This is a genomic window from Coleofasciculus sp. G1-WW12-02 (assembly GCF_040219735.1).
Classification (GTDB): domain Bacteria; phylum Cyanobacteriota; class Cyanobacteriia; order Cyanobacteriales; family Coleofasciculaceae; genus Coleofasciculus.
In genome coordinates this window covers 1-20,986 of the sequence record NZ_JAVJRX010000142.1, presented here as the reverse complement: position 1 = coordinate 20,986, position 20,986 = coordinate 1, and the positions used below count along the sequence as shown (strand labels likewise).

Sequence of the window (20,986 nt, the reverse complement as noted above, 5' to 3'; positions counted from 1 at the left end):
AACGCCGATTGAAGCACAAGAAAAAAGGGTCTAAGAACTGGCGAAAACTCAATCTGAAGATTGCTAGATTGCACCAACGAATTCATGACACCCGCAAAGACTTTCATTTTAAACTAGCTCACCACCTAGTCCAAGATGCCGGCATGATATTTGTTGAAGATATCAACTTCAGGACTTGGGCAAAAGGGATGCTAGGAAAGCATACCTTGGACGCTGGCTTTGGTCAGTTTGTCAACATCCTGCAATGGGTTTGTTGGAAAGAACAAGTTTACTTTGCCAAGGTGGATGCTGATTATACCTCGCAGCAATGTCCTCGTTGTCAAACCCACACAGGCAAGAAGGATTTATCAGTAAGAATCCACAATTGCCATGAGTGCGGGTACACCACCCATCGAGATGTTGCTGCGGCACAAGTCGTGATGATTCGAGGCTTCGCCGTGAGCGTTCAGCCTCACGGTGTAGGTGCGACTGGGCAAGCCGTACCCGAAATTGTCTGGCTAGACGTACTGTCGGGGGTCATTGACCTAGATAAGTGTCCGCGAACCAGGAAATCCTTAAAGCGATTTAAGGAATCCCCAACTTCAACGAAGTAAGTTGGGGAGGATGTCAAGAGATAATATCGCCTCAGTTGAGCGTTCAAGTTATCGTACTCTTAGAAATAACAATCAACCAACCATCAACAAAAAAACTGCTTATGCCTATTTCAGCGGCTACACCAGCGCTTCTGGTGCTGGCGGATGGAACATCCTACCCGGGTTGGTCTTTCGGCGCTTCAGGTACGGCAATTGGAGAAGTCGTATTTAACACCGCCATGACGGGGTATCAAGAAGTGGCAACAGATCCCAGCTACTGTGGTCAGATTGTCACCTTTACCTATCCCGAACTGGGAAACACAGGGGTTAACCCAGAGGACGAAGAATCAGCCCATCCTCAGATCCGGGGCGCGATCGCCCGGAACATTTGTTGGCGTCCCAGTAATTGGCGTTCAACCCAGTCTTTACCCGACTACCTCAAGCAACACCATATCCCCGGAATTTACGGGATTGATACGAGGGCGCTGACTCGCAAACTGCGTTCAACCGGGGCGATGAATGGCGGTATTTCCACAGAAATTCTTGATCCCGGCGAATTGCTGCAGCAAGTGCAAGCCGCGCCGAGTATGGCGGGGTTAAATCTCGTGCAGGAAGTTACCACCAAAGCCGTTTACGAGTGGTCCCAAGCCACAGATAATCATTGGGAGTTTAGTCCCACGGCTGAATCGACGGCGGGTGAACCCCTAACCGTGGTGGCGATCGATTTTGGCATCAAACGCAACATTTTGCGGCGTTTAGCCAGCTATGGTTGTCGCGTGATCGTGGTACCGGCGAATACGTCCCCCGAAGAAATTCTCAAGTACAACCCCGATGGAATTTTCCTCTCCAATGGACCTGGCGATCCGGCGGCGGTTAAGGAAGGTATTGAAACGACCAAAGCCTTGTTAAAACACCGAAAACCCCTCTTTGGCATCTGCATGGGACACCAGATATTGGGGCTTTCGATGGAAGCTGAAACCTTTAAGCTAAAATTCGGGCATCGCGGGTTGAATCACCCGGCTGGGTTACAGCAACGGGTAGAAATTACTAGCCAAAACCATGGATTTGCGATCAAGTCTGAGTCATTAGGGGCAGATGTGGAAATTACCCATCTAAACCTGAATGACCGTACTGTGGCAGGATTGCGTCACAAAACGCTACCATTCTTCTCGGTGCAATACCATCCAGAAGCGAGTCCGGGTCCTCATGATGCCGACTACTTGTTTAATCAGTTTGTCGAATCCATGCGATCGCACAAAGCCCGTAAATAAGTTCGCTAGTCATATTCCAGATGTAATCGGCTACCTCTGGAAGCGAGGGGAAAATTTTGATCGGTGGGTTATTTCCACGCCCGCCGCACTCGATGTGGATGATCACTAAACTTCTCGCTATACTATCGAATGAGCTTAATCGCTGGTAAACCACCAACCCATGTTGAATTAGTTTAGTGTAAGTACAGCTAGGAGGGTGTTATTCCTGAGCAACTCAACCTGACAGTCAGCTTAAGAGGGACTCGTGAGGTCAAAAGCAATTATCAACTTTTCCGCCTGACTGGATTGTTAGATGCCTTCTCAGAACCAACCTTTGGGAAGGTTATTGGTAAATGTGTTGATGAGGGACCAAAAAATATTATTTTGGATCTCTCTAAGATCGATTTCGTGGATAGTTCGGGCTTAGGCGCTTTAGTGCGTATAGCGAAAAAGGCTCAAACGGCTGAGGGAAAATTGCAAATTGTCACCAATCCCCGTGTGACTCAAACGGTGAAGTTAGTGCGTCTAGAACAATTTCTCTCACTTCAACCATCGGTTGACGTAGCCTTAGAAAACATCAAAAAAGCCTAGTTGACCAACAAAAGTGTGAAACCCATCCCCTGACATTGCGGCGGGGGATTTCCCGTTGTTCGTCAAGAAACATGTTCCAGACGTAGCATTCTACGTCTAGGAGCCGGCTAAAATAGGGACGGGCATTGAAATAGCCCTTCATCTTGTCCGAGTTTTATGGAGCAGCAGGAAGAGACTTCAAACAGCACAGACAATAACTCAGCCCTTTCTGGAACAGAAGCCCGATTTCGGCAATTGAATGCTGCAGCCGATCCCCAATGCCAAATCCAACAGATATCACCAGCGGCGTTGGCTTATCTGGGAGATGCTGTGTATGAACTCTATATTCGCAGTCGCTATTTACTCCCACCTAAACGTCTATGTGATTATCATGATCAAGTCGTGGCTCAAGTCCGCGCCGAAAGTCAAGCGAATACGCTGCGATCGCTCGAACCTTACCTAACTGAACCCGAATTAGCACTATTGCGACGTGGACGAAATGCGGCGACTGGAACGTCACGACGCCTCAATCGCAAAATCTATCAACAAGCCACCAGCTTAGAAACATTACTGGGATATCTGTATCTAAGTGATCCCCAACGTTTGACTGAGTTATTGGCGTATTTAGAACTCGATACCCCCTAAATCATTCGATATACTATAATACTATGGCTAATCAAGATCGCCGCTCTCACACCTCTGGCAAGCCGAAGCTAGGGAAGTTCCAACATGACCATCGCCGTCCCTCCTCTAAAGGTAAATTCTTCAGGGATCAACGCTCCCCTGATAAGCCAATTCTCAAACGTCACCCAGATTCCCAACCATCGCCGTCACAAACAACGGAGTCTGAGTCTACTTTGTCAGAAGATGTTGACTTACTCTACGGACGCCATCCGGTTTTAGCCGCCCTCGAAAATCAACGCCAGCTCAATCGGGTGTGGATTTTGCCCCAGTTACGCTATGATCACCGCTTTCACTCGTTACTACTGCAAGCTAAAGCCAACGGTACGGTTATCGATGAAGTTGATCCGCGACGCCTCAGCCAAATTACTCAAGGCGCCAATCATCAAGGTGTCGCGGCTCAAGTTGCGCCTTACTCCTACAAGGAGTTAGGGGATTTGATTCAAACTGCCAAATCCACCAGCAAATACCCCGTGATCATCGTTTGTGACGGGATTAGTGATCCCCACAATTTAGGTGCTATTATTCGTACTGCAGAAGCCTTGGGCGCTCAAGGTTTGGTTATTCCCCAACGACGAGCCGTAGGCGTTACCTCCACCGTGATGAAAGTAGCAGCCGGCGCGTTAGAAACCTTGCAGATTGCCAGAGTGGTCAATCTGAGTCGGGCTTTAGAGGAGCTGAAAACCGCTGGTTTTTGGATTTATGGGACTTGTGCTGACGGTGGTAAGCTACTACACACTGTTGACTTAAGCGGTTCGATAGTATTAGTTATTGGTTCAGAAGGTAGTGGTCTAAGTATGTTGACTCAACGCTGCTGTGACGTGTTGGTTTCGGTTCCCCTGTATGGCAAGACTCCTAGCCTCAACGCTTCTGTAGCTGCAGCCATGACGTTGTATGAAACCTATCGCCAGCGTTGGGTTAACCCACTGCATCTTGACGATCTCAGCAAAAATTCTTGGAAAAAAGAAACGTAAAGTAGTATAACAAAATGTAAACAGCAGGGAATTAACAAGACCACATAGCATCCCATCGACTAGGTAAATAGTATGAAAGAACTTTTGATCAACACTCTCCAATTTTTAGGCTTGGCGTTTTGGGTAGAAATCATCACAGACGATCCCCAATGCACCTACTATTTCGGTCCATTCTCCAGTAAACAGGAAGCCGAATCCGCTCAAGGTGGATATATTGAAGATCTAGAAAATGAAGGCGCTCAAGGGATTTCCGTGACGATTATGCGCGGCAAACCGATTCATCTAACAATTTTTGACGAAACCTTGGAAGAGTCAACGGTTAGTGTGAGAGTCCCAACCTTGAGTGGGCAACTTTCCTAGAACGTCTTGTCGGGTGTGGGGAACAATTGAACAAAAGTTGAGCGCAGTCCCTACCTAGAATCAACATTCTAGGTAGGGTATAGGAAACACGGAAGCTTTTGTTAAATCTACTCATGACAGGGAAAAAAATTTTCCCCACACCCTATAGCCAGTCCCTTTTTTAGGTTTCTTTTTGTCCCTTGAGATCAACAACTTGAGAGTGACGTTCAATCCAATTATCAATATCACTGAGTACCTGATTGGAAATTTCCCAAGGAAACAGGTGAGCTGTATGAGGATAGCAACGCCACTGAGATTCTCGTAGGTGTTGAGCCGTTTCTTGACTCGATGTAGCGGTGATATGGCGATCGGCTTCTCCCGCTAATACTAGACAGGGACATTGAATTTGTTCTAGGTCAGCCAGTCTATTGTATCCAGCTTTTAATGCTTGATTGAGGGCACCAGTTGCCACCTTAGAGGTTTGGAGATAAGCGGATAAGGCTTCCTGTGCCAAATACTGGTAAGCTGTTGCACTATGGTTTTGGATGAGATAGCGATAGAGCGATCGCACCCCAAAGGTTTCAATGTTCCACCGCCATCCTGGAGAGACGCGATTTAACACAGAGGCGATCCCTGTATAGAGATTATCCTGCCACGCGATCGCAGGATGGTTTCCTCTAGGTCGTGCGGCTGTGGCGACTAAAATTAAACCACTAACTCTCTCAGGTAGCCTTAGCGCTAATTCCATGGCGAGAATCCCACCCAGAGACCAGCCGATTACCAAACAACGATGGATATCGAAGCGGTTAAGCAAATCCTCCAAATCTATCAGGTGGTCACTCATCTGAAACGCTTCTAAGGTACGACTGCGACCATATCCTCGCAAGTCAGGAGACAGGGTTTGGAATCGTTGAGATAGATGGTCGGTAAAAACCGACATACAACGACCCGATCCCGGATGACCATGGAGGCAGAGAATCGGAAAGCCTTTACCTTGGCTGTAAACATTAAGTTGAACAGGTTGGGAGATTCTACCTATCAACACCTCTGTAAAGTCCTCCACAAAAGTTTTTGGAAAAATGGCGGATAACAATTCAATTTTTGCGGAAGGAACGAACCGCCAGAATAACCAATGTTATTAGAGTCAACGGCATGACAAACAGGAGCATGATTGCGCTAAATTCTGCCAATGCATCATGTTCAGTTGCGTTAAGAAACAAATACAGCGTATAAGCGACGTAGTATGCCAGAAACAGAATCCCCTCCCACCGATCAATCCGATAACCCGTAAAGAAAATTGGCAGACAAGCAACGGCTACAGCAATCATGACAGGAATGTCAAAAGTTAAAGCAGGTATTGATACCGCTATACCTTCAGGCGTAAGGATACCACACACTCCCAACACTAACAGGAGATTAAAAATATTACTGCCAACTGCATTACCAACCGCAATATCCCGTTCACCTCGAATCGCGGCAACAACTGACGTAGCAATTTCTGGTAGCGAAGTGCCAACGGCAACAATGGTTAAGCCAATAATCAATTGACTTACCCCAAGCGTCTGGGCAACATTTACAGATCCTTTGATTAGGTAGTTTGATCCGAGCACCAAAAGCCCTACACCGCCAATAATTAGTCCTAGGTTGAGTAAAATCTGATAGATCCCTCGGCGAGAGCCGCGATTACTGTTTTCCTCAGACAATTCCTGGGACTGACTTTCTTGACGTCCTTGGTATAGGGTAAATAGGGTATAAGCGATCGCTCCCATCACCAGGAAAATCCCATCCCCTCGACCGAGTTTACCGTCCCACCCCATTAACCATACCATTAACGATATTCCAGTCATTAGGGGCGCATCCAGTCGCACCAACTGTCGCGAGACAATCAACGGAGCAGCGGCGGCGCAAGCACCCAGAATTAACAAAATATTGGCAATATTGCTACCCACGACATTACCAATGGCAATATCGGCTTGTCCCGCATAGCTCGACTGTACAGATACAGCTAATTCCGGAGCGCTGGTGCCATAGGCAACAACCGTTAATCCGACGACTAGGGGTGAAAGTCCAGCCGCTACAGCTAATTTGGATGCTCCCCGTACCAGAATTTCTGCTCCGACAATCAATAAAACAAATCCACTAATTAAAAATAGTACAGTGATGGCATCCATCAGGGTTTATCCGGTGTGGGAACAGATTACAGGGTATGGGTTAATCGAAAATCAGGGTTGGTAAGGGGGCGAATGGAAACCCCTGTCATTTATGTATGGGGAGGAATTTCCCCCTTATATTTCCTGGATAACTTCTGTGCTGTCCGCAGAATTTGACCTGCCAGAATTGCCGCACCAAAACCGTTATCAATATTCACCACTCCCACTCCTGGCGCACAAGAATTGAGCATGGTTAAAAGAGGAGCGAGTCCACCAAAACTAGCACCATAGCCGATGCTGGTGGGAACGGCAATGACTGGAGAATCAGCTAAACCCGCAACAACACTAGGTAATGCTCCTTCCATTCCAGCTACGACAATTAGCACATTCGCCTCAGCAATCACCTGTTGATGACTCAGCAAGCGGTGGAGTCCCGCTACACCCACATCCCACAGACGCAGGACTTGAAATCCACACAGTTGAGCCGTAACTGCTGCTTCTTCAGCAACCCATAAATCTGAGGTTCCAGCGCATATAATACTAATCGTTCCTGGAGAATTGGATGGAACAGTTTCGGGCGCGATCGCACAAATCCGGGCAGTCGGATAATAGTGGATATCGGGGACTGTGGCTTGGAGTTGGGCAAACACATCAGGGAAGATGCGCGTTGCCATCACAACTGAATTGCGTTTTCGCATGGCTGCCATAATTTGTGCAATTTGATCAGGTGTTTTACCTAAACCCCAAATCACCTCTGGAAAACCTGTTCTTAATGTGCGGTGATGGTCAATCTTCGCAAAGTCACTAACTGACTCAAAGGTAAAATGTTTGAGTTTATCTAAGGCAACCGCAGGACTAATTTCGCCAGCCGCCACTGATTCCAGCAAAGATTTTATAGCTTGAGGTTGAGTCATAAGTTATTTAAATCCTTTAATTAGCTTAATTTTTATTTATAATTTAAATTTTCTTAATTAATCAGAAAATTTATACATTATTATCGCTTATTTCAACCTGTTAATTCTAGTCACATTGCTCTGAGTGCCCCGATAATTACAAACCGACCGTAAAGTTTAGTTCGGTTTCCATAGACTTCTATATTAATCAAACTTCTATCTTTCCGCTGCCCTTTAAATCGACAGGAAAGGTTTTTGTTTTGGCCCTGAATGCAACTAGAAATTTGTTGTTCAATAAACTTACGATTGTCCAGGCATACGAGATCGAGAACCGATTCTAAGGAGATCAGTTCCCCAAAAGTATAGCCAAAAATTTCGGCTAATCTGGGATTGACATACAGAAAATTCCCTTCGCCAAACAGGATATATATGCCAATTCGGGAAAATTCTTTCTCGCGGAAGGATTGAGGTACACTTTGGCGAGATTGATCGGTTGCTTGCTTTTGAGTCTGCTGTAACTCTAAGTCCATTTCTTGCTGCTGACGTTCATGATAGAGTCGAGCATTGTCAAGCACCAGTGCCATAGATTCTGCTGTGATTTGCATTAGATGAGCAGATTCCGGGCTAAAATGTCCAGGTTGTGAGTGGGTTAACGTGAGAATTCCTAATACTTCCTTACCCATAAGAATGGGGATGCCAAGGGCGGAGCGAACGGAATAAGGTTGATTAGGTAAGGTCAACCAGCGCTCGTCCTGGATCGTATCAGTAATCAGTCCCAGTTGGCGGTTACGATAAACCCAACCCGCTAAACCTTTATCCAATACTTGACCAATCAGCCGTTGCTTTTGTCCCCGTAGCGTCGCACCACGAGCCAGAATACTTTCGGTGACAACGCCATGGGTATCGAGTAAGAACAAACTACTAGATTCAGCACGAGTTAGCTTGGTAGCAATCGTCACAATTTGTTGCAACATGGCTCTGATCATCAGTGTCCCCCTCGCCGCTTGCAAAGTTGTGGCAAAGGTTCTCATGAGCTGATGTTGGGCATCAAACGCCATTTTAGTCATTTTCAGTTTAATCACTTGGCGGCGTAGGGATGCCACTTCCGCCAGGAGTTGTTCGTAGGACTTGTTGCGATCGCTCATTTGTACCTCTATCCATTCAATGCACCTGCACTCCAATCACTGTAAGATTTCCCCCTGTGCTACGGAGAAAGCCATAAATCCAATCCCTGTCATGACAATACTTTGGCTTTGTGGTCATCGAAGCCCACACCAAATCAAAGATTCTGGTGTGGGATAATGTCACAGACGCAGTTCGTGCGCCGCCTCAGATTTCCCCTGTGAGACACAAATCAGCTGGGCTTGACGTCCACCTTCGCTTAAATAGGTTAAATTCAGATGCAGATAAGATTCTGGTAAATAGGGTAATCGATCCGCCCACTCGATCGCGACGATTCCCAAAGGCATTTCCACGCCTTCCCAATAGCTTTCTGGATATAACCCAGCTACGGCTTCCGATTCTAGGCGGTACAAATCTAGATGATAGAGTGGAATGCGTCCTTCTAGATATTCGTTAATTAGAGTAAACGTAGGACTGACGATCGCGTCCGTGATTCCCAAGCCTGCACCAATTCCCTGCACCAGTGTGGTTTTACCCGCACCTAAATCTCCCTCTAGTAAAATCACGCTACCCGCTCTTAAAGATTCCCCCAGACGAACACCTAGCGATCGCGTGGCTTGTGCATCCTTTAGACGCAATTGAGTCATTCCTTCCCTTTTACCCGATCAACTCTAAATTACAACAGATGAGCGCGACTGTACCAGCGTAGCAATACCCGGGCTAACTTTTCGGGATTATGTCGCACTAGATTAGTGTTCTCATCTTCATCCATCACATTAGCTAAAACAATGCGTCGTCCTAAAGTCTCGGTTTCTTCTCGATCTAGAAAAACGGGATGGGAATTCACTTGGGAATATTTAATCAATGCTTGGGCGGAAGGAACCTTTCGATGCACTAAAACCGCATCAAATAGGGGTTGACTACAAGCATTGTCTAGGGCGCGAACATGATCGGCGACCGTATATCCGTCAGTTTCACCCGGTTGAGTCATGATATTACACACATAGATCCGGGGAACGGTACTTGCCGCGATCGCATCGGTAATTTCTGGGACTAACAGATTCGGCACGATGCTGGTATACAGACTACCCGGACCAATAATAATGTAATCGGCTTCGTGAATTGCTTTGAGCACGGCGGGAAGAGCCGGGGGATTTTCTGGCGTGCAACCCATTTTCACGATTTTACCATTGGCAGCCGTAATATTCGATTCACCTTCAATCCGACGCCCATCTTCTAATTCTGCCCACAGACAAACATCGCTCAACGTAGCTGGGAGAACTCGTCCCCGCACCGCTAAGACTTGAGAACTGGCATAAATTGCCCGTTCTAAGTCCCCCGTAATCTCGCTCATTGCCGTCAAGAATAAATTACCAAAACTGTGACCCACTAGACCATTGCCCGCCGAGAAGCGGTACTGAAACAGCTCGGTTAATAATTTTTCTTGGTCGGCTAAAGCTGCCAAACAGTTGCGAATATCTCCTGGAGGCAGAACCCCAAATTCTTGGCGCAGCCGCCCAGAGGAACCGCCATCATCGGCTACGGTAACAATAGCAGTAATATGGGCGCTGTAAATTTTCAGTCCTCGGAGTAAGGTAGACAACCCCGTACCGCCTCCCACAACCACAATTTTTGGGCCACGATACAGGCGACGATGGGCAATCAGCACGTCTATCAGTTCTTCATCGCCTCCGGGTTTTAAAGCTTCAGTAATCGAACCCACCGTCCGGGTTTGTCCCCAGAAGATGAAAATCAGACCACAAATAATCGCGATCGGTCCGGATACATAGTTGGGGATAACCGTGGTGATTGTTTCCAGAATGGTGGACGTGAGTTGGATTAAGTAAAAAATGGGGGTTAGCTTTGCCCAAATCGCCACCCCCAGACTCGTCAGTAGTACACCTATGGCACTCAGAAGCAACCAGCGTTTGACGAAAAGTCCGGGCGCTAACCACTTAAACCACCGATTGACTTGTCGAGGCGTCCTACCTCTTGACTCATTGTGCAGGGTACGTAGAGCGCGTTTGAAGAGACTAATTGAGGACATCGCTGATACCAGAAACAGAGAACAAAACTGGATAGACTTTAGCTAAGAGCAGTGTAATTGCTCAAGTCCTTGACGGGAGTAGAGAGTTGTCGATTGTCAACTGTGCCATATTCTTTATTAGCTCTTTTGGATATGTCTGTCAGGATACATTCTGGGAATTATACTGGGATGGCGATTAATCTCATGGGGAAGTAGATCATCAAAACGACTAGACTGGTGTTCTAGGATACGGCAAGGTAGATGGGAAAGCGAATTTTAGGACTAGACCCAGGACTAGCGATTTTAGGTTTTGGGGCAATTATCTGCCAAGCTGAAGTCAAACAGATGACCAAGGTTCAGGGACAATCAACCTCTGAATTGGTGCAGTTATTGGATTTTGGTGTAATTCAGACGCCAGCACGGACAGAGATGGGGCAGCGACTCTGTACAATTTATGAAGATTTGCATACCTTACTCGAACAGTGGCAGCCAGATCTAGTTGCCGTAGAGAAGCTGTTTTTTTATCGGATGAGTACGACAATTACCGTAGCTCAGGCACGGGGGGTTGTCACGTTGGTGTCAGCCCAGCATCAGGTGCCAATGGTGGAGTTTACACCCGGGCAGGTGAAGCAAGCGTTGACGGGTTATGGTAACGCGGACAAGTACGAGGTACAGCAAGCGGTGACACGAGAGTTAAATTTAGAGACTATACCCAAGCCAGATGATGCAGCAGATGCTTTGGCTGTGGCACTAACGGCATGGTTTCATCAGTCGTAGGGGTGAAGCATTTTTGCCAAAAACTTACTCCGAAGCATCATAACTGGCTGCAAAAATGCTTCACCCAACTCTGGAGTCATTTGATTGAATGGGATAAGATCAAACCTTAAACAGGGTAGGGATTGTGTCAAATGGGAGTCATTACTCGGATCACGGATTGGTTAGAAACCCATTGGGTCACTCCTGCTTATGCTGGATGGATATTAGCAGGTATTGCGATTTGTTTCTTTGGTGCGGCGACCAATACCATGTCAGGATGGCTGTATGTCATCAGTGGTATAATCTTTGCCCTATTGGGGTTAGCGGCTATCTTGCCGCCCTTGTCGCTACGTCATCTGAAAGTCCACCGACATCCCATCTTTCCGGTGAGTGTGGGCGAGGAACTCACCATTGAAATCGATATTGAAAATCCCACGGCTCGTGCCAAAACCCTTTTACAAGTTCAGGACATGCTCCAATCGGAACTGGGAAAACCCCTGCAAACCGCGATTGAAACCATTGCGCCGAGCCGTGTCTATCACTGGGTTTATTTCCATTCCACCAAAAAGCGGGGCGTCTACCATTGGCATGAGATCCAACTGAGAACCGGAAACCCCGTAGGATTATTTTGGTGTCGTCGTAGCCGCCATGGGCCAGCCACAGCGGTTGTTTATCCCACGGTATTACCCCTGACCAGTTGCCCCATCGTAGACGAAATCGGCACAGATGATAGTTTACAACTGTTAAGCGATCGCCGTTCTCAATCAGCCACAGAAGACCTGACGCGATCGCTACGACCTTACCGTGTGGGTGATGCAACTCGTCTGATTCATTGGCGCACCAGCGCCCGTTATGGGGAATTGATGGTACGGGAGTTAGAAGTCTTTACCGGATCTCAAGAAATTATCATTTGCCTTGATAGTTCGGTAAGTTGGCAATCTGAGGATTTTGAATCAGCCGTTATTGCCGCCGCTTCCCTCTACTTCTATGCCTGTTCTCGTCAGCTTGACGCTAGACTCTGGACAGCTAGAACAGGGTTATTACACGGCAATCAAGTCGTCTTAGAAGCCCTGGCTGCGACCCAACCTGGAGAAGATACAGAAACTGGCGATCCTCCTTATCTTCCCTTAATCTGGCTCACACAAGAATCCTCCAGTCTCAATTCCCTCCCTCCTGGCAGTCGTTGGTTATTTTGGTCTCCATCAACATTAGCCGAACCTGACCGACAGGCTTCAGGACTTACCAATTGCGCGGGTAGAATCATTGATACTGAAGAACCCTTACAACGTCAGTTACAACAATCCCTTACCCGAACTTAACAACTCTTCATGACCTTCGGGGAACCTGGTTTGCGTTAAAATGCAAGCAAAAGTTGAACGACCACGCCAAGGAATAGGGTATCTAGCGAATTTTACTTATGAGTACATCAGAAACCACCAATCTTTCCAATGAGAAAACACTGGCGGCGATGAAGAATTTCGCCGAAACTTATGCAAAACGAACGGGTACTTACTTTTGTGTTGACCCGTCGGTAACGGCTGTCGTCATTGAAGGATTGGCTAAGCACAAAGATGATTTAGGTTCACCCCTATGTCCTTGCCGTCATTATGAAGACAAAGAAGCCGAGGTGAAAGCCACCTATTGGAATTGTCCTTGCATCCCCATGCGTGAGCGCAAAGAATGCCACTGTATGTTGTTTTTGACGCCAGACAACGAATTTTCTGGAGAACAGCAGGACATTGCCATGGAGGAGATTCAATCCGTTCGAGATAGCATGGCTTAATTGTCTTTATTGTCATTGGTCATTGGTCATTTTTAACCTTAAGTGACCAATGACTCATACATTAGAATTAATCACCCATGACTGAGCAATTTTGGCAAGGTGTTGAGCAATTTAATCAACAGGAATTTTATGCCTGTCACGACACCTTAGAGGCGTTGTGGATGGAGGCTGTCGAGCCAAAAAAACAGTTTTATCAAGGCATATTACAGATTTCGGTCGCTTGCTACCACCTCAATAATCTTAACTGGCGTGGCGCTGTCATCTTGCTTGGGGAGGGAATTAGACGCTTAGGTGACTACCAACCTATTTATGAAGAAATTCAGGTAACCGATTTAATTAGCCACAGTTATCAGCTTTTGCAAACCCTGCAAAAAACTGGAGCAGAGGGTATTTCTGATTTAGTCAATTCGCTAACGGCAAATCAAGCTAGTGAGGAGAGTAATCAAGAAATTTGTAGTATGCCTAGAATTATTCGAGTTAATCCCTAGTATCGCTTTTTGGGAAGTCATAACCATGCCCTAAACGTAGTCGAAGGGTCAATTTTAGGGACTACCGTTAGGCAGAAAGCTGGCTTGTCACCAATAGCTGAACAACAAAACCCTCCCTTCTCTGCTTGGTTTTCTCGGATAATCTGCTTGGTTTTCTCGGATAATCCCCACCCAAATCCAAGACTCAGGTGGGAATATTGATCAAGTTAACTCTGAGTTGAGTCTTTGCCGAGCAATTGTCCTTTAAGAGCATCAAACTCTTGAGCCAATTCTTTGCGACTTTCGGCTTTCCAAAGATAACGGGCAATAAACCAGATAGTGTAACCAATCCCGACAAGTTCAAAAATTGGGGCTAATAAGGGAATGTCGTTAATGGCATCCAGTACAGCTAGGGTGACATACACGGTAATAAAGCCGGCTATCACTAGCCCAATCAAAATGATGGCTTGTTGGTACTCATAATAAAATGAGCTGATTATCGCCGGAAGTTTGGACAAAAAGTCAAACACAGGCTGTACCCACTCCTGCCAAGCTTGATCCGTGGTTTGACCAGCGGGAGGCAGCATGGGTTGGTTGTTACCAGGGAGTTGGGCTACTGTCCCCGGTTGGTCAACATTGACATCTACTGTAGACTCTGGGATTTTTTTCGCGTCCGCTGGAGTAGTTTTGACCTCTGGGGAAGTACCCTCAGTATATTCAGATTTTTGTGGATTCGTTTCCATAGTTCCTCTACTGTGACCTCAAGTAGGACATTTTATCGTTTGTGTGAGCTAGATGGGTATAATAGGCAGAATAATGAAGCTTTCGCCCATATTACCAAAAGTTTTCTTATGACTTCGGTGGAAGCAAAAGACTGATACTCAAACTCTGCCATACCTGGCTCATTTACCTCAATCGGCGAGAATGATCCCGCTATAATCTTTGATTTAGCGGTGGGGGGATGTCAATGTTTCCCTCTTCTATTCACTCGTTACGTGAGTGGGAAAGAAGCATCCGGAAGCCAAACAGCACCCAGAACCCCGACTTTTTAGCACCTAGAACCCCGACGTCTCTAAGAAGCCGGGGATCTAGACTCTCAACGACTATGGAAGGCAGGGGCAGGGGTTTGATCGCTGCTCAATAGACCAACATCATCATAGACGTAGATTCTACCCTATTGTGTTAATCGGTCTAAACTAAGGTTAGAACAGGGGATGCGATCGCGTCCGGTTCGACCGATGATGCTTCACCTGTACAATAGACTTCACAGGAGTTATTGGGACTTTCAATGAGTTTAACTTTATGCAGTTTCGCTCCTAATTTTTGGATCGGTGACTGGAGTAATTGCCGAATATAGATGGCAATATTTTCCGCCGTCGGTACAACCTGGGCAAAGTATGGGATGTCTTTGTTCAGGAAGGTATGGTCAAAGGGTTCTACGACATAATCATCGATTACCTTCTGCAGCGCTCCCAAATCGACAATCATCCCGGTGCGCGGGTCGATTTCCCCTTTTACAGTAACCTCTAAATGATAATTGTGTCCGTGACCGTTCGGACGAGCGCATTTGCCGTAGATTTCACAGTTGTCCTCATAACTGAGTTGGGGATGAGCTAGCCGATGAGCGGCGCTAAAGTGGGTCGATAGGGTGAGATATGCTTCCATTCCGTTTCCTAAATAATCAGCCCAAAGTTCTGGATGTTCAAATAGTTGTATCTTGACAAGTGGCAAATAAGGTGCTAACTTTTGCCAAATAACACGAGCAATGTTTTCGGTCGTGGGTAGGGTTTCCTGGAAGTCTAGCCAAGCATCGTTCAGATAGGCATAGTCTAATTGGCTGGTGACCTCTTGCTTGATCAACTTTTTGACCTGCGATAGGTTTTGCACCATACCGTATTCGTCTAGGTCACCTTCAAGGGAAACAAATAGGACATAATTATGTCCATGACCGGGAAACTGGGCACCTCGACCGAATTTCTGCTTGTTTTGAGCTTCACTCAGTTCGGGTAACCAATAGCGGTGACTGGCAGAAAACTGGGCGCGGCGGTTAATGATGCATTTCATGCGTTTTTGAGGCAAGTCAGAATCTGTAAATTTCTGTAAATTAGCACTAATTCTAGGATAAACGAATATTGGTTATTGGTCATTGGTTATTGGTCATTGGTCATTCGTTTTTTGTTTTTTGTTAACGATTAATTATAAAATTTATAATTAATAGTTTATATGCTTAATGGCATCTTGAGCGTCGTGGCGTAAGCTGGTGGCGATTCGGAAGAGTTCTTGACCGATATGCAGGTAATGTTCGTCGTAGTTGAAGGTAAAGCGTTCTAACTCATCAATACCATCCCCCAACTGATTGAGACAGTAATACAAGGAAGCCGCAACACCAGCAACAGGAGAGGGATTGGGTTGGGAACGAAAGGTAATCTGAGCCTGATTGAGATCATGACGACAGTTTTCTAGATACGTCTGAAAATCTGCTATGAGTTCGTCGTCAAAGGGATCAGCCGCTAGTTGATTGATTTGCGTATTCAGGGATTTGAGAATGGGAATAATCAATCGGTTCACGGGTTTATAGACTTGCTGCAACCAATCCTCTAGGTGAGTATCAGCATTGTACGATCGCCTCCGTTGACGTTGATACTGTTTTTGCGCCGCTTCGTTGCGCTGTTGGCGAGTGCGGCGTTTAGATGAAAACTGTAGATTGAAAAGCTGTTGGTCATAAAAACGGCGACGCTGAGGATCACTGAGAACTTCATACGCCCCATTAATCTCGACAATTTTTTCTACATTAGACGTTTCAGTTTGACTATCGGGATGAAAACGCTTAGCTAAACGCCGATAGGCTTGCTTGATTTCTTGGGCTGTTGCTTGCGGGTGAATATCTAGTGTTTGGTAATGATTAAAGGATGACATCTGATTTGTCCTTTGTCCTTTGTCAGGGAACAGGGAACAGGGAATAGGGAATAGGGACGTCCTAATTTAGATGTAATACATAATGTTTAACTGTCGTCGATTATTCAGTTTCTCCCATAAATCTTGCAGTGTATAGTCTTGCAAAATTTCATTGGTGCGATCGCGGACTTCCTCCCATGTTTCTTGGACGATAGCACTGGCTTCAGTTATCGCCCTTGTTTTGCTACCAGAGGCTATTGTGGTTGCACCATCTAGGCAGTTGATAACATCCAACAGAGTAATTGTCCAGGGTTCCCGCGCCAGAAGGTAGCCCCCTTTAGCCCCCCGTTGGCTACGAACTATATTTCCACGTTTTAGGGTTGCCAGAAGCTGCTCTAAATAGCGATCGGGAATATTTTGTTGCTTGGCAATCTGTCGGATTTGTAAGGGTTCTCCCTCATTGTAATGACCCGTGAGTTCTAAGAGGGCAAGCAGGGTATATTCCGTCTTACAGGAGAGTTCCACAGATTCCACTTGATTCATTTCAGGGCAACCATTCCCAGTATACCCCGGTTTTCCGGTGGGATTTGCTGTTGACACTCCTCAGCCTAAAGGCGTGAGGATTCTTCTTTCATCGAGCACTCTTACTATGAAATAGTCGCCTATTTCATACCAGAGGAGCATCTCTAAGAGAAGCGTTTTGCTCCATTACAGAAGCTAGTTTCGATATGCCCTATCGTACTATTGAAAACAAGAAAGAATGTGTTTTGGGCGTGCTTGTTGCTTAGACTTTTTACCTGTACAAGCCTTTCTGTACAGAACCCGAATAGCCTAGTTTTCAAGGTGCGATGCCTCTCGGCTCTGGGTTTTACAAGAGGTTTAATACCCTTTCCTCTAAGTGAACTTTAACACAAAGTCGTCCTTTAAGGACGAGGCTTTAGACCCAATTTTTCGGTAAAGGTTGGGCAAGCTGAAAAAACCCCGCTCACTGGCGGGGTCAGAAAATTGATTAATTTTCAGGCTAATTTTGCCAAAGGCAAAATTGGCTTAGAACGTAAACGTAGTTCTGAGTGTACCAATGACTGCGTCGTCACCACCTTGGTTAGGATTAAGTAGCCAGATTACACCTGGAGTCAGTGAGATATTGTCTGTAACCTGGTACTTGTAGAAGGCTTCAACATGCCAGGGTAAATCGTCGGAGCCTCCCCGCTTGAAATCCTGACCTGGAGTACTCGTACTTCCCAGATAGGGTTGTACACCACCGAAGATTCCTAACAGGTTACCTTCTTTACCAAAATCACTCAACGCTACCCCAGCGCCGTAAGTCCAAATTTCAGCGCCGCCTTGACCGATGAGGATGGCGTCTGTAAACGTACCAAAACCGCTGATGGAAATATTTTCACTCAGACGCAAAGCCAGTTCTATACCGTAGGAATTGGTGACCGTCGGAGTTACATCTAACCCTGGATTCAGGATTGCTGCTACCTCACTAGGGTTATTAGCCAAATACGTACCTACAACTGCACCCTCGCCAGTAGCACGCCCAGCACCCAAGTCAAAAATATCACCGCCGGCACCGTGATAAGCATGGACATAGGTTGCACCAATGCCAATCCGGTCACCGATGTTGAAATTGAGCTGGGCTAGAGCCGCATATTCCCCAGTTAATAAACCCTCGTCTTCTCCTGGATTTGCAGCATCGGAAGCTAAGTAGCCAACCGTCAGGGTACTCGGACCTAAAACCCTCTCTAAAGGACCAACACCCAAGCTAAGTGCTGCACCTGCACCACCACCGATACGATAGATGGGGTTTTCAGAAGCAAACGTGGACAGTGCGCCGTTCCCGCCGTCATAGTCTTCAAAGAAAGGATTTAGCGTGGGAGCGTAGTCGCTATGAATTCCTCCCGCACCTGCTATGTAGACTTTTGAGCTGCCGAAGGGGAAGTAATAAGCTAACCAGTCTACGAAGACATCATTATTGTTTCCCGGTCCAATATTGAAGGTTTGGAACGCCTCGCCTGTCTGAACATTAAAAGTCTCACCACTAGACGTTGAAACGGAACGGGTAGGACGAAAAGCGTCTAAGTTGTTAGCCGCCAAGCGAGTGACTAATCGATCTTGACCAGTAAAGCTAGTGTTAAATTCTAAACGAACCCTGCCGCCAAGGATAGTGTTCGTGTCATCCTCTTCCACAATATTGATACCGTCATCGAAGCCAAAATCGAAACCACCAAACGAATCAGTGAGGGCAAAAATCACTTCACCCCTTAACTTGGTCGTCGTGGAAAACTGATTATCTTCCAAGAACGCTACACGACCTTCCAGATTATCAACTCGCGCCCCTAGGGTCGCCAGTTCTGCTTCAAATTCCTGAATTAACCGCCGCAGGGTTACTAGCTCAGTATCATCAAAACCACCCGTACCAATCAAACGCTCAATTTGGTTCAAACAAGAATTCAAACCAGCGGCAAATTCGTAACGAGTCAGCGCCCGATTTCCACGAAATGTACCATCTGGATACCCTGCAATACAGCCGTAGCGTTCAACTAGGCTACGTAGCGCTTCATACGCCCAGTCTCCCGGAGAAACATCACGTAACTGACCTACACTGGTCACTTGTCCGCTGGAGTTTCCACCTTCGCTGCTGTAGTCATTGATTTGATTTAAAATCTCAGCATCATTATTGGGTGTAGCCGGTACAGCTTGAGCTAGGCTGGGTTGTGCCTCTGGCTTCACCCCTAGACTTGCTGGAGTTAACTGTTCCGGATTGACCGCAATTTCCTCTGAGACCTTAATATCAGCCACACCATCAAACTGAACTTCTGGCGTCGCTGTTTGAGTGTCAGCAATAGGCAAATTGGCGCTATCTGCTGCACGGACTCCCACCGTAGATGCAACTAAGGTTACACCTAATACCGCTGGGCTAATAAGTAGAGACTTCCACAGTAATTTCGACATCTTCTGTCCTCACACCTTTACAGAAAGAATTAGATTGCCCTTCTCGCACTATGGTACATCGTCTATATGGTAGATGGTATATTTTATTTTATTTTCAGGTTCGTCTGGGAACTCTTCTCCATCTGCCAATCGCTCAATCGCTAAGCTTTTGGCTAATACTGCCAATTATATAACTAAATAGACAGCTTGTACTACACAAGCCGTCCTAGATGTCAAGCTTTATAAACTGGTACTTAAGCCCTTGCCTTATCAGCCTTTTACAGCTATGCACTTAACTTGGACAGCGTTTGAGCCATCTCAAAATCGTTAGCTGTCAAACCTCCAGCATCATGGGTGGTTAGGCTAATCGTCACTTTGTTATACGAAATCGCTAAATCGGGATGATGTCCAGCCGCTTCTGCTGGTTCAACAATCTTATTGACAAACGCCACCAATAGCATCGGAAAGCTGAACGCGCACTCGCGTCCTATAGGATAAACTACTCAGACCTGCTATCGCGGAGGTCTGGGTTTTCAGTAGCCTGAAGTCATCGAGTGGGGACTTTCGCGAAACCGTTGAATTTCTGCTGCGTCACTGAGTAACTCAGCCATACTCTTTCTCGGGCGATCAACTTCAGTTAAAAAATTCCCAAAAACTATCCGCTCTCACGAGAAGTACGTAGATAAAATCATCAGATAAAATCTATAGTACTTAGTGTGAGAGCGGTCTAGCGGGTCTTCTGATTGAAACCAGACTGCCGGAAGGAACTCCTTAACCAGCCCAGTTGCTCAATAAATGAGTTCTCCGAAGAGAACTGAGCTAGCTGTTAGAGAACAGCTCCGACGCACAGCCGGCTAACTCCAATCAGATGACCCATGCATTTACTACTATCGCTCATGGGCATCACCTCCTTAATCCCTGTACGGTTTTTTTAAATCCGTCAGTCATCAGGTGTTTCTTCACCTTTAATTAGAATAACACACCCTTTTGATTTTGCAAGGGGGAGGCGGGAAAGTTTTTCCGAATGTAGGGGTGGGTTTCACTACTATCGTTTCTTTTTGACCCAGATGCAACTCAACCCGCCTCAACCATGAACCATGAACAGAAAAAAATTCCCCTACCTTCGGGTAGGGGAGAAAAGCTGATAGCTAAGTCCAACTCATTAGAGAGCGTTACCGCGAGGTAGAACTTCCTCAGGGAATACAAACTTCTGGTGTGGTTGGTCTTGAGGCGCCAGCCAAGCCCGGACTCCTTCATTCAGGAGAATGTTCTTAGTGTAGAATGTCTCAAATTCGGGGTCTTCCGCCGCCCGGATTTCCTGGGACACGAAGTCATAGGCACGCAGGTTCACGGCTAAGCCAATCACACCCACTGAACTCATCCACAAGCCTGTCACGGGGACAAACAGCATGAAGAAGTGCAGCCAGCGTTTGTTGGAAAACGCAATCCCGAAAATCTGAGACCAGAAACGGTTCGCCGTTACCATTGAATAGGTTTCTTCGGCTTGGGTGGGGTTAAACGCCCGGAAGGTATTTGACCCTTCACCATCTTCAAACAAGGTGTTTTCTACG

General features: G+C 46.5%; 21 protein-coding genes and 2 pseudogenes. 10 read left to right on the top strand and 13 right to left on the bottom strand.

The features are described from left to right. From RID09_RS23080 to RID09_RS23055, 6 genes are all read left to right on the top strand, one after another. On the top strand, positions 1 to 593 hold a 593-nt coding region (locus tag RID09_RS23080), incomplete at its 5' end, for an RNA-guided endonuclease InsQ/TnpB family protein (protein ID WP_446338255.1). A 101-nt stretch (positions 594 to 694) separates the two neighbouring features. Beyond that, complete coding sequence (carA, locus tag RID09_RS23075) at positions 695 to 1,843, top strand: glutamine-hydrolyzing carbamoyl-phosphate synthase small subunit (RefSeq protein ID WP_446338254.1); 1,149 nt, start codon at positions 695 to 697, stop codon at positions 1,841 to 1,843. 201 nt (positions 1,844 to 2,044) lie between these two features. Then, positions 2,045 to 2,413, top strand: a complete 369-nt coding sequence (locus tag RID09_RS23070; RefSeq protein WP_446338257.1) for an STAS domain-containing protein — start codon at positions 2,045 to 2,047, stop codon at positions 2,411 to 2,413. Positions 2,414 to 2,569: 156 nt separating this feature from the next. Further along, complete coding sequence (locus tag RID09_RS23065) at positions 2,570 to 3,037, top strand: Mini-ribonuclease 3 (RefSeq protein WP_446338253.1); 468 nt, start codon at positions 2,570 to 2,572, stop codon at positions 3,035 to 3,037. A 23-nt stretch (positions 3,038 to 3,060) separates the two neighbouring features. Then, positions 3,061 to 4,047 carry a 23S rRNA (guanosine(2251)-2'-O)-methyltransferase RlmB gene (gene rlmB / locus RID09_RS23060; protein WP_446338252.1) on the top strand — a complete coding sequence of 329 codons (987 nt, stop codon included), beginning with the start codon at positions 3,061 to 3,063 and terminating at the stop codon, positions 4,045 to 4,047. Between the two features lie 72 nt (positions 4,048 to 4,119). Further along, positions 4,120 to 4,407 carry a DUF1816 domain-containing protein gene (locus RID09_RS23055; protein ID WP_446338251.1) on the top strand — a complete coding sequence of 96 codons (288 nt, stop codon included), beginning with the start codon at positions 4,120 to 4,122 and terminating at the stop codon, positions 4,405 to 4,407. Positions 4,408 to 4,567: 160 nt separating this feature from the next. Here the strand turns inward: RID09_RS23055 and RID09_RS23050 are convergent, their stop codons facing one another. From RID09_RS23050 to RID09_RS23025, 6 genes are all read right to left on the bottom strand, one after another. Beyond that, positions 4,568 to 5,431, bottom strand: a complete 864-nt coding sequence (locus RID09_RS23050; protein ID WP_446338250.1) for an alpha/beta fold hydrolase — start codon at positions 5,429 to 5,431, stop codon at positions 4,568 to 4,570. Between the two features lie 49 nt (positions 5,432 to 5,480). Further along, complete coding sequence (locus tag RID09_RS23045; protein ID WP_446338249.1) at positions 5,481 to 6,557, bottom strand: calcium/sodium antiporter; 1,077 nt, start codon at positions 6,555 to 6,557, stop codon at positions 5,481 to 5,483. 89 nt (positions 6,558 to 6,646) lie between these two features. Beyond that, the gene (larB, locus tag RID09_RS23040; RefSeq protein ID WP_446338248.1) at positions 6,647 to 7,450 is read right to left on the bottom strand and encodes a nickel pincer cofactor biosynthesis protein LarB; all 804 of its coding nucleotides are present in this window, start codon (positions 7,448 to 7,450) and stop codon (positions 6,647 to 6,649) included. 110 nt (positions 7,451 to 7,560) lie between these two features. Continuing rightward, on the bottom strand, positions 7,561 to 8,574 hold the full coding sequence (locus RID09_RS23035) for a GAF domain-containing protein (protein WP_446338247.1): 1,014 nt from the start codon (positions 8,572 to 8,574) through the stop codon (positions 7,561 to 7,563). A 159-nt stretch (positions 8,575 to 8,733) separates the two neighbouring features. Further along, a complete protein-coding gene (tsaE, locus tag RID09_RS23030) occupies positions 8,734 to 9,198 on the bottom strand; it encodes a tRNA (adenosine(37)-N6)-threonylcarbamoyltransferase complex ATPase subunit type 1 TsaE (protein WP_446338246.1) in 465 nt (154 codons plus the stop codon). A 29-nt stretch (positions 9,199 to 9,227) separates the two neighbouring features. Then, on the bottom strand, positions 9,228 to 10,598 hold the full coding sequence (locus RID09_RS23025; RefSeq protein WP_446338245.1) for a gluconeogenesis factor YvcK family protein: 1,371 nt from the start codon (positions 10,596 to 10,598) through the stop codon (positions 9,228 to 9,230). 240 nt (positions 10,599 to 10,838) lie between these two features. On the opposite strand from RID09_RS23025, the gene ruvC reads away from it, so the two are divergent. The 4 genes from ruvC (at position 10,839) to RID09_RS23005 (ending at position 13,604) form a co-directional block, all read left to right on the top strand. Continuing rightward, positions 10,839 to 11,354, top strand: a complete 516-nt coding sequence (gene ruvC, locus RID09_RS23020; RefSeq protein WP_446338244.1) for a crossover junction endodeoxyribonuclease RuvC — start codon at positions 10,839 to 10,841, stop codon at positions 11,352 to 11,354. A gap of 131 nt (positions 11,355 to 11,485) precedes the next feature. Beyond that, complete coding sequence (locus RID09_RS23015) at positions 11,486 to 12,652, top strand: DUF58 domain-containing protein (protein WP_446338243.1); 1,167 nt, start codon at positions 11,486 to 11,488, stop codon at positions 12,650 to 12,652. A 98-nt stretch (positions 12,653 to 12,750) separates the two neighbouring features. Beyond that, positions 12,751 to 13,116: a ferredoxin-thioredoxin reductase catalytic domain-containing protein gene (locus RID09_RS23010; RefSeq protein WP_446338242.1), complete on the top strand. Its 366-nt coding sequence runs from the start codon at positions 12,751 to 12,753 to the stop codon at positions 13,114 to 13,116. Positions 13,117 to 13,193: 77 nt separating this feature from the next. Continuing rightward, the gene (locus RID09_RS23005) at positions 13,194 to 13,604 is read left to right on the top strand and encodes a DUF309 domain-containing protein (protein WP_446338241.1); all 411 of its coding nucleotides are present in this window, start codon (positions 13,194 to 13,196) and stop codon (positions 13,602 to 13,604) included. Between the two features lie 206 nt (positions 13,605 to 13,810). Here the strand turns inward: RID09_RS23005 and RID09_RS23000 are convergent, their stop codons facing one another. The 7 genes and pseudogenes from RID09_RS23000 to RID09_RS22970 form a co-directional block, all read right to left on the bottom strand. Further along, positions 13,811 to 14,326 (bottom strand): CAAD domain-containing protein, encoded by a 516-nt coding sequence (locus tag RID09_RS23000; protein WP_446338240.1) that lies wholly within the window; start codon positions 14,324 to 14,326, stop codon positions 13,811 to 13,813. A 448-nt stretch (positions 14,327 to 14,774) separates the two neighbouring features. Then, on the bottom strand, positions 14,775 to 15,647 hold the full coding sequence (locus tag RID09_RS22995) for a 6-carboxytetrahydropterin synthase (RefSeq protein WP_446338239.1): 873 nt from the start codon (positions 15,645 to 15,647) through the stop codon (positions 14,775 to 14,777). A 147-nt stretch (positions 15,648 to 15,794) separates the two neighbouring features. After that, positions 15,795 to 16,499 carry a J domain-containing protein gene (locus RID09_RS22990; RefSeq protein ID WP_446338238.1) on the bottom strand — a complete coding sequence of 235 codons (705 nt, stop codon included), beginning with the start codon at positions 16,497 to 16,499 and terminating at the stop codon, positions 15,795 to 15,797. Positions 16,500 to 16,565: 66 nt separating this feature from the next. After that, positions 16,566 to 17,021, bottom strand: coding sequence for an RrF2 family transcriptional regulator (locus RID09_RS22985; protein WP_446338256.1), 456 nt, complete (start codon positions 17,019 to 17,021; stop codon positions 16,566 to 16,568). A gap of 504 nt (positions 17,022 to 17,525) precedes the next feature. Continuing rightward, a complete protein-coding gene (locus RID09_RS22980; RefSeq protein WP_446338237.1) occupies positions 17,526 to 19,436 on the bottom strand; it encodes an iron uptake porin in 1,911 nt (636 codons plus the stop codon). 263 nt (positions 19,437 to 19,699) lie between these two features. Then, positions 19,700 to 19,867: pseudogene (locus tag RID09_RS22975) on the bottom strand (4a-hydroxytetrahydrobiopterin dehydratase); the annotation flags it as partial. 710 nt (positions 19,868 to 20,577) lie between these two features. After that, positions 20,578 to 20,986 (bottom strand): annotated as a pseudogene (locus tag RID09_RS22970) (photosystem II D2 protein (photosystem q(a) protein)); the annotation flags it as partial.